The sequence below is a fragment of the Streptococcus sp. AM43-2AT genome, assembly GCF_003603405.1.
GTDB lineage: Bacteria > Bacillota > Bacilli > Lactobacillales > Streptococcaceae > Streptococcus > Streptococcus ilei.
This window is the reverse complement of sequence record NZ_QTND01000006.1, coordinates 40,350-49,994: the sequence shown is the minus strand read 5'-3', so window position 1 is coordinate 49,994 and position 9,645 is coordinate 40,350. Positions and strand designations below refer to the sequence as shown.

Genomic DNA, 9,645 nt, shown 5'->3' with positions numbered 1-9,645 from the left:
AATCGCCAGGATTATGTCAAGGATATTGGAGTAGTCTTCGGACAACGAACTCAGCTATGGTGGGATTTGGCCCTGCAAGAGACTTACACGGTTTTGAAGGAGATTTACGATGTCCCAGACTCGCTCTTTCACAAGCGCATGGATTTTTTGAATGAAGTCTTGGATTTGAAGGAATTTATTAAGGATCCTGTGCGGACTCTTTCATTGGGTCAACGGATGCGGGCGGATATTGCGGCTTCCTTGCTCCACAATCCCAAGGTTCTCTTTTTAGATGAGCCAACTATTGGTTTGGATGTGTCGGTCAAGGATAACATTCGTCGGGCTATCACCCAGATTAATCAGGAGGAAGAAACAACCATTCTCTTGACCACTCACGACCTGAGTGATATTGAGCAACTCTGTGATCGGATTTTTATGATTGATAAGGGGCAAGAGATTTTTGATGGGACGGTGAGCCAGCTCAAGGAGACCTTTGGCAAGATGAAGACTCTCTCCTTCGATCTGACGCCAGGTCAAAGTCATCTCGTCTCTCATTATGAGGGCTTACCTGATATATCCATTGATAGACAAGGAAATAATCTGACTATTGAATTTGATAGTTCCCGCTACCAGTCAGCTGATATTATCAAGCAAACCTTATCTGATTTTGAAGTCCGTGATTTGAAGATGGTAGATACGGATATTGAAGATATTATCCGTCGCTTCTATCGAAAGGAGCTCTAAGATGGTCAAATTGTGGAGACGTTATAAACCCTTTATCAATGCAGGGATTCAGGAGTTGATTAGCTATCGAGTCAACTTTATTCTTTATCGGATTGGCGATGTCATGGGGGCTTTTGTGGCTTTTTATCTATGGAAGGGTGTCTTTGATTCCTCCCAGGAGCCTTTGATTCAGGGCTTCAGTATGGCGGATATCACCCTCTACATCATCATGAGTTTTGTGACTAATCTTCTGACTAGGTCGGATTCTTCCTTTATGATTGGTGATGAGGTCAAGGATGGTTCCATTATCATGCGCTTGTTGCGACCAGTGCATTTTGCGGCTTCTTACCTCTTTACGGAGCTTGGTTCCAAGTGGTTGATTTTTATCTCTGTTGGACTGCCATTTTTAAGTGTCATTGTTTTGATGAAAATCTTATCTGGGCAAGGGATTGTAGAAGTGCTGGGACTAACTACCCTTTATCTCTTTAGCTTAACCCTAGCCTACCTAATCAACTTTTTCTTTAATATCTGCTTTGGATTTTCAGCCTTTGTGTTTAAAAATCTATGGGGTTCTAATCTACTTAAGACTTCCATAGTGGCCTTTATGTCAGGGAGTCTGATTCCCTTGGCTTTCTTTCCCAAGGTTGTTTCAGATATTCTGTCCTTCTTGCCATTTTCATCCCTGATTTATACTCCAGTCATGATTATCGTTGGAAAATACGATGCCAGTCAGATTCTTAAGGCGCTTTTGCTACAGTTCTTCTGGCTCATAGTGATGGTGGGTTTGTCTCAGTTGATTTGGAAACGAGTCCAGTCATTCATCACCATTCAAGGAGGTTAGTATGAAGAAATATCAACGCATGCATCTGATTTTTATCAGACAATACATCAAACAAATCATGGAATACAAGGTGGATTTTGTGGTGGGTGTCCTAGGAGTCTTTCTGACTCAAGGCTTGAACCTCTTGTTTCTCAATGTGCTCTTTCAACACATTCCATCGCTAGAAGGATGGACTTTTCAGGAGATTGCATTTATTTATGGTTTTTCCTTAATTCCCAAGGGATTGGACCATCTCTTTTTTGACAATCTCTGGGCACTAGGGCAACGCCTAGTCCGAAAAGGGGAGTTTGACAAATATCTGACTCGTCCCATCAATCCTCTCTTTCATATCCTAGTTGAGACCTTTCAGATTGATGCTTTGGGCGAACTTTTGGTCGGAGGCCTTCTGCTAGGTACCACGGTGTCTAGCATTGCTTGGACTCTTCCAAAATTTCTGATTTTCCTAGTCTGTATTCCTTTTGCGACCTTGATCTATACTTCCTTGAAAATCGCGACAGCCAGTATCGCTTTTTGGACCAAGCAGTCAGGAGCAATGATTTACATTTTCTATATGTTTAATGACTTCGCCAAGTATCCGATTTCCATTTACAATTCGCTTCTTCGTTGGTTGATTAGCTTTATCGTGCCTTTCGCCTATACGGCCTACTATCCTGCTAGCTATTTCTTGCAGGACAAGGATGGATTCTTTAATATCGGAGGTTTGATTTTGATTTCCCTTGTTTTCTTTGTCATTTCTTTGAAACTCTGGGATAGGGGCTTGGATGCCTACGAAAGTGCGGGTTCATAAATAAAAGAACGTAAAAAATTATTTGACGAAGATATAAAATAAAGCATTGGTGTTAATAAGGGCGATTTTATGAATAGAGAACCATTATCACAGAATTAGAAAATTTCAAAGAACAAATAGAAGCATATGAGAAAGCTTTGGCAGAATTTGAACAGGTACAAAAGCTATTTGAAGATGCACAAAGTTATAAAGCACGGAGAGTAATAGAGTTCGATGAAAAGAACTTTCCTGAATATATTGAATCAAAAATAGGAAAGAAAAATCCACCAAAAGAATTTTCTAATTGGAAATCTATTTCGAATGCACATGATATTGATATTTTCTTTGCGGATCCAGGATGTCCTGGGCAACGAGGTCTCAATGAACATTCTAATGGATTATTAAGACGAAATGGATTACCGAAACAAATGGATTTTACGAATATTTCTCAAAATTATTTATCAGCTATAGCTGATAAAAGAAATAGAATTCCTAGGAAGTCTTTGAATTATCAAACACCATACCAAGTTTTTCTGAGTTACATGAAAAATCTAACTTAATTTGACAATTTAGGTTTTTGATAATAAGAGGTAAAAATTATGAAAACAATCTATAAAGAAGATATCGTACAGGGGTTAACAGAACTTGGGCTGAAACAAGGAGATGTTGTCATTGTCCATACATCCTTAAAAAGTATTGGATATGTATGTGGAGGAGCACAGACTGTGATAGAAGCTCTAATTGAAGTCGTTACTTCTGAAGGTACCATTGTGATGCCGACACAGTCATGGAAAAATCTAGATCCGAAAACAGGAGTGCACTGGAATGCAGAGGAGTCAGACTGGGATAAAATTAGAGAGAATTGGCCAGCATATGATAAACAGATAACTCCAACAAATACGATGGGAGCTGTTGCAGAAATGTTCCGTCAATGGCCGGGGAGCATCAGAACAGATCATCCAGCAAGATCAATTTGTGCATGGGGAAAACATGCTGAATATATTACAGCGGAACATACTCTTTCAAATATATTTGGTGAGGGTTCACCTATCGCAAAACTCTATGAACTTGACGCAAAAGTACTGTTATTAGGGGTTGGATATGATAAAAACACTTCCATACACTTAGCGGATGTCCGTGCAGAGTACCCTGGGAAACATGACTGTGTTGAGCATAGTGCCATACTTGAAGATGGTGTTCGGATATGGAAAGCGTATAACACCTTATTTGTTGACGGAGAAGATTTTGAGGACATAGGAAGCGCCTTTGAGGAAAATGGCCTTGCAAAAATAGGAAAAATCGGCAATGCCGATTCTAGATTGATGCAACAACGTGAACTAGTAGATTTTGCTGTCTCTTGGATTGAAAAACATCGTAGATGAACTGAATTTTAATCATTGTAAAGAAATCAATAGACACTAGCTAAACTTTAGTAGAAATAGTTTTTGATTATTTGATGGAACTAGCTCAACAAGAACAGTTAGATACTCCAATACATGCTTCAAAAGAAGAAGGTGATGGTCTCGGTTACGATATTCGGTATTGGGCCAAGGATGGAAAGGAGATCCATGTCGAAGTAAAAACAACAACGAGTAGCAATGTAGATGGTTTTGAAATGACTCGAAATGAAATTGAAGCATCATTGAATACAAACTATGAATATCAAATTTATAGAGTCTATGATCTTCAGGTTAAAACAAAAGACTGTAAAATTAAAATTTATAAGGGTCCTATAGATGATAAGAGGTTTATGATTGAAACAACGAAAGTAGTAGTTTTCAAAAAGTAATAACTATAAAATAAAAATACCTAAAAGGTAGTAGTAATACACAAAAATTTATTTTTAACCCAATAGTGTTAGGGATTTTATTATAAAGGAAAGATTAAAGGAAGATGTGATGAAAAGACTTTTTAATAGTGTTTTAATAAGTAAACCAATGAAATCGAATCTTATTATAACTATAATACTAGATGTACTTGCCTTGTTGAGTTTTAGTTTTGTAATAATTGGTTTAAAAGCTCAGAAAGGTGAGGGAGATGCAGGATTAATTTTACATCTATTAATATATTTAGCATCATTTGTTATATTAATTTTATTAAATGCAAAAGAAGATTGGAAAACCAGATTACCCATTAGAGAACAAATTAATGGTCGCTCTAATTTGAATATAGCAAAAATGATAGCTAATATTATTATATGTTATGTGAATTATATCTATACATTAGCTATTTTTGCTAACTTAGATTTTTTAAATGACTTTATAAAAATTGGAGTTATAATTGTAATTGTTATTCTTTTATTGTCTCGTATAATTTACATAGCAGTAAAGCAGTCACCATTCAAAGTTTTCCTTGGAGCGTTAATAGTATTCCTTGTATTTTCGCTGATTGGATTAGAGGATGCTGTGCTAAGTTGGACTTTCGTGACGATTATATTGAGTACACTTTTCATTCAATTTACAAATATAGATGTGAAATATTTACTATCGAAAGATTACAGGGATAAAATAATTAATGATGAAGAAGCAGAAGAAGGTATAAAAGAAAAATTATTTAGAAAAAAATATGCAGTACTACTTTATATTCCATTTCTCTATATAACACTACTAATTTCTGAAGGAATAGTGAAAAGCATAAATTTTTTGCATTTTGTTAATCTTATTGCTCAAGTTCATTTTGAACATCCACCAACTGATTTCTTTTCATATTTTAAAATTTATGAGGTATTTTTAAAAATCATAGTCTTTCTTTCAATTTGGCTGCCATATTATCAGTTTAAAGATTTAGTATTGGATTTGTTAGCTAAAGCATTAATAAAGAAAACTGAGCGATCAGATCATTTATTAATGGACAATGGTAGATATTATAGAGCCCAAGTTAGTGAATTCAAGTTTAAAGGATTTAAAAGAAAATGGAGAATAGATAAAAATAATTACCTGTCTATAGATGAAAATTATATTATTGAGTATCAGATAAATAAGGAAACGAATTGTGATTCCCCTTTAATAAACATTAAGTGTTGGTCATCTGTTTCAAAAAATGCAAACATAAAATTTATCACTAATGATATACTTCAAATAAATTATAATTATTTTGTGAAAGATAAATCAGATGTTTTAAATAGACTTGACGGTGCTGATAATTATTATGGAAAGTTACTTTTGAGAAAGACCGATTTTTCAGGGATTTACTTGTTTTTTATTATTTTGATATTTTTTATTTTTGGATATTTTGGAACTGAGTATAGCATGAAAAATAAATATAGAGGTGTATATGATTTATCTGAAAGTAAAAATTTAACTGAGGATGAAAGACCGGAATTTATTGTTTTTTCAGGTAAAGAAATAAAAGTAATAAAAAGACGTAGTATACATTATAATGCTGATACGGTAAACAAATATACTTATTGTAGTGATAGTCTTCTGATTAAAGACATTAACGGTAATATAGTGGGTGGTGTTGATCCAGCTACAGAATTAATTCTTATGTACTATGACAAATCAGGTCAACCTACAGAATATAAAATTAAAAAAGTAAAGTGAATATTTATAAATGAGTCATGTTGATGGTGTCAAGATACATTTAGTAAACTAATTCAAACAGTTATGATTAGTGTTTACACAAAATTATTGAAAGTATCTTTAAAAAATATAGGTGGTATTTTGAAAATTAAATTTAAAAAAATAAAAGCGATTCTAATTAAACTATTTTATAATATTTTCCGAATTTTAAAATGGTTTAAAGACAATTTTATCCAAGCATCTTTGGTTATGTTGTTGTCATTATCTATTTTCTTACCGTATATAATATATTACATTTCTGTCAATTATAAACAATTCAAATTCATGGGAACCAATATCGACGTCTTGGGATACTACGGTAGTGTACTTGGGGGCATCGTTACAATTATAGGTATTATTCTAACTTTTAATTACGAAAGAAAAAAATCAAGTGAAGAATTAAGAAAAAACAATTTACCACTTCTAAGGTTTTCCTATAGGCCTATAAAATTCAAAAGTGATCCAAATAAAAAATATGATGTTGCAGTAATATTTGGCCTAACTGAAGAGATCAATGATTATAATAATAGTAAAAAAAATCTAGAACAAATGGCTTTTTTGCAACAGAGACTTTTATATCAAAAAGAACATTCTAATAAACAGCTAGAATACTATTATTCTAGATTAAAAGTTGTTGAGAATATCTACAAAGAAAATTCAGAAGAGTACTTGAAAGAAATTAGTTACTTTCAAAAAGCGCAGGAAATTATTATTAATGAGGACCATAGAATTAAAGAAGATATTCTCAATTCAGTTAATTCTATTAGTCAAGTTCCTAAAAAAATTAATATAATTAACGAAGGTTTTTTAGATATTGAGAATATTGGTTTACAAACAGCAATAATAACATCAATCACCTTAAAAAAATATGATGGGACGCTTTCATTAGATACCGAAATATTTAAAGTAGGAAGATTTGCAGTACCAAAAAATTCAAAAATTCAATTAACTCTATTGATAGATATCTATAACTATCATGAACTTGATTGTTTACTAATAGAATTTATAGATCTTTACTATAATAAGTATGAGTATGTAATAACTTTCGAACTTCAGGAAATTGAAGGAGAAAATTTATTAATAATAAATCCCAATAATATTCCTGTATTACCTACACAACTTTCAAAATAGGCTTAAAAAAGCTCGTAGAGCGTCACTGTTCAATAAACGTTAAAACTTTTTGAATTTATTGAAAGCATCCTGCATACAAAAACTGAAAATTTTTGTACTTTTCCCTAGACAGTGGATAAATCCTTGATTCGTCTGAGTTTAAGATGTAATGTTCACTTTCTAAAAAATGTACTTTATAAATAAAATGTACTTTATTTTAAGGTTGAATAAAGTACATTTTTTGTTCTAGCAACTTAGATGTATAAAATACAATTTGAACCTTTATCAACCCCCTTGTAAGCCTACAAATCTTGAATAATCAAGGTCTAGGTTTTCGGCAATAGTCATTTTTACTAAAATTTACATTTGAAAAAATTTCAGTTTTCACTTTGATAAGGTACACTTTAGACAATTTTTGACGAAAAAAATTTTTTAGTTAATAATAAAAATAGGGATGCTTTTTTGTATCATCTAATAGATCTTTCGCGAAAAGATACATTTTTCGGAAAGTCAGTTTATATATTATATAACTATAGAGAAAATTTTATAGGAACTAAAATTACTGCTTAAATCAAGGTAGTGTCATGTTATAATTAAAAATGACAAATTTGAAAGGATCGGAAACTAATTTGAATGATTCAATAATTGTGTTAGACACGAATGTTATATCGGATATATTTGAAGCATCTCCAGATTATTACAGTTTTATCATTAATTAGTTTATATTTCAAAGTCAAGTATTCCAAATCTATCTGCGGGTCAAGCAATCATTACAGGTGTTTCATTTGATTTACCTGTAATAGTTAAAATTGCTCAGCTTCCAAAAGAAGAAGCACCAAACAGTTCCAACAGTGAACTTTTAAAAATATGGCAGGTCAGTAAGGATAAATATAATAAGGTGGTATAGTTGAATGGGGAAAAATAAAAACAGGAAGAAAAGGGGAATTGGAAAAATAATTTCAATTCATCGTAATTATGGCTTTATATCAACAGATAGTTTCGGTCAAAATGGAGAGGAAATTCCTTTCGAAATAGGCCTTGATATGATAAAGATTGTTAATGGAAAAGAACAGATTGAATTTAGCGAAGAAGTGAGTTTTGATTTAAGAAAAGGCGTATTTCTACGAGATAAAAATATCAGAGAAGCTTACAATCTGAAATTTAATGAAAAAAATTTGATTTTCAAAGAAAGAATAACTTCTAAACCATATCTTCAACAAATTAGAGAGAAATTCACTTTATTCAATATTGATATACCAGATTCGGAACTTGCAAAAAAGGAGCTAACAGAGCTAACAGATTTAACAGCTATCATTCAAGAATTAAAAGAGCAGGGAACTTCTGAGGACGAATTGCAGGATATTGTAGAATCACTTAATAGAAGCAACGAAGCAATATTTAAAACTGATGATGATGTTTTATATGAGTATTTAAAATTTAAAGGTTTCCAGCCCAATATGTTAGAATATCTTATTAATGGACTTTTTCTTGATAAGAATATATTGTTCAAAGTTCATCGTGTTTCAGATGACAAACAGAAGCATTACGAAATTTCAGACTTAATAAAACTTGATGAAGTGGATATTGTTTTTAGAGAAAAAATACTTAAGTGGATTTTAGGGATAGAAAATGCTTATAAATCTCTTATGAGCAGAATTTCCACGCAAGAATTGGGAGGAGAACAAATATCTAAAAAAGTAGTATTATATTGGAAAAACTCACAGGATAGAACCCAACAAGAACAGTATAAGCGAGCAAAGAATCGATATAAATATCTTCCATATTCTGACCAATATGACTATATCACTAATCCCGATATTTTTCCTCTAGATGATTTAATGTCTCAAATGGATTTAACCAGTTTAGAAGGATTATTAACTATTTTTGACAGGTTTTCCAAAGAAGAACAAAATATTTCTGGAAATAGTATAAAATCAATTTTTCCTTGGATTAGAGATATTGTTATTCATAAACAAATTTTACGAGACCTTAAAGTGTTAAGAAACGCAGCAGCTCATGGAAGACCGATACTCCCTATACTCATGAATCCAGATTATAATCCAAATTGGGATTTAGAATTTGATAACCCAGAAGGGCGGACAAACATTAAAAAATGGGATTTATTTGAGCCCCTTAAGCGAATGAATCAAATAAATTTTTCAGTTGATGAACAAACCTCAATACAGATGATGCAACCTATCTTTGGAAATCCTTATAGAAAAGCATGGATTGAATTAAACTTTATATATCATCGATTTATTAGTCTTTTTGATAAAAAACGGTATAGTGACTTCCTTTTAGAATCTAAAGAATTTTTAGATTATGAAAGTATTGATAGTAGAACCGACTTGGAAAAGGAGCTCTATCCAAAACTATTTGATATTGGAGATACCACGGCTTTTTCACAAACAGGTACACCACCAGCATATCGTGTGTTATCAAATGAGGCTATGATGGCTTTTACGGCAGCTGATATTCACAGAGAAAATATGAATTCAAATATAGAGAAATATCTTTAAAAACAACGAGGAAAATAAAAAGTCATCTTCCAAAATAAGATAATCTCTAGCTCAGTATTCTATTTTTTTGAAGTGTTGAGAAATTTACCTTATTTAAATGAAATTATTTGAAATTATATAACATAAAGTGAAAAGTACATAGTGATA

8 protein-coding genes and 1 pseudogene are annotated in these 9,645 nt (G+C 32.3%); all 9 read left to right on the top strand.

Annotated elements, in window-relative coordinates:
• Nucleotides 1-723: ATP-binding cassette domain-containing protein (locus DW930_RS10275; protein WP_123159981.1), on the top strand; the 723-nt coding region annotated here is incomplete at its 5' end.
• A 1-nt stretch (nt 724) separates the two neighbouring features.
• A complete protein-coding gene (locus DW930_RS10270) occupies nt 725-1,543 on the top strand; it encodes an ABC-2 family transporter protein (RefSeq protein WP_123159980.1) in 819 nt (272 codons plus the stop codon).
• 1 nt (nt 1,544) lies between these two features.
• Nucleotides 1,545-2,330, top strand: coding sequence for an ABC transporter permease (locus tag DW930_RS10265; protein ID WP_123159979.1), 786 nt, complete (start codon nt 1,545-1,547; stop codon nt 2,328-2,330).
• Between the two features lie 269 nt (nt 2,331-2,599).
• A pseudogene (locus DW930_RS10260) lies at nt 2,600-2,869 on the top strand (IS30 family transposase); the annotation flags it as partial.
• A gap of 39 nt (nt 2,870-2,908) precedes the next feature.
• A complete protein-coding gene (locus tag DW930_RS10255) occupies nt 2,909-3,691 on the top strand; it encodes an AAC(3) family N-acetyltransferase (RefSeq protein ID WP_123159978.1) in 783 nt (260 codons plus the stop codon).
• Between the two features lie 56 nt (nt 3,692-3,747).
• Complete coding sequence (locus DW930_RS10250; protein ID WP_279387285.1) at nt 3,748-4,098, top strand: DUF3883 domain-containing protein; 351 nt, start codon at nt 3,748-3,750, stop codon at nt 4,096-4,098.
• Nucleotides 4,099-4,207: 109 nt separating this feature from the next.
• Nucleotides 4,208-5,851 carry a hypothetical protein gene (locus DW930_RS10245; RefSeq protein ID WP_123159976.1) on the top strand — a complete coding sequence of 548 codons (1,644 nt, stop codon included), beginning with the start codon at nt 4,208-4,210 and terminating at the stop codon, nt 5,849-5,851.
• Nucleotides 5,852-5,971: 120 nt separating this feature from the next.
• Nucleotides 5,972-7,000: a hypothetical protein gene (locus DW930_RS10240; protein WP_133300493.1), complete on the top strand. Its 1,029-nt coding sequence runs from the start codon at nt 5,972-5,974 to the stop codon at nt 6,998-7,000.
• Between the two features lie 890 nt (nt 7,001-7,890).
• The gene (locus DW930_RS10230; protein WP_123159974.1) at nt 7,891-9,498 is read left to right on the top strand and encodes an Abi family protein; all 1,608 of its coding nucleotides are present in this window, start codon (nt 7,891-7,893) and stop codon (nt 9,496-9,498) included.
• Nucleotides 9,499-9,645 lie beyond the last annotated feature (147 nt).

Bases quoted from the DNA above. Each gene is read 5' to 3' on its own strand.
- DW930_RS10265 (WP_123159979.1), top strand. From the start codon at position 1,545: ATGAAGAAATATCAACGCATGCATCTGATTTTTATCAGACAATACATC.
- DW930_RS10245 (WP_123159976.1), top strand. From the start codon at position 4,208: ATGAAAAGACTTTTTAATAGTGTTTTAATAAGTAAACCAATGAAATCG.
- DW930_RS10230 (WP_123159974.1), top strand. From the start codon at position 7,891: ATGGGGAAAAATAAAAACAGGAAGAAAAGGGGAATTGGAAAAATAATT.
- DW930_RS10270 (WP_123159980.1), top strand. From the start codon at position 725: ATGGTCAAATTGTGGAGACGTTATAAACCCTTTATCAATGCAGGGATT.
- DW930_RS10255 (WP_123159978.1), top strand. From the start codon at position 2,909: ATGAAAACAATCTATAAAGAAGATATCGTACAGGGGTTAACAGAACTT.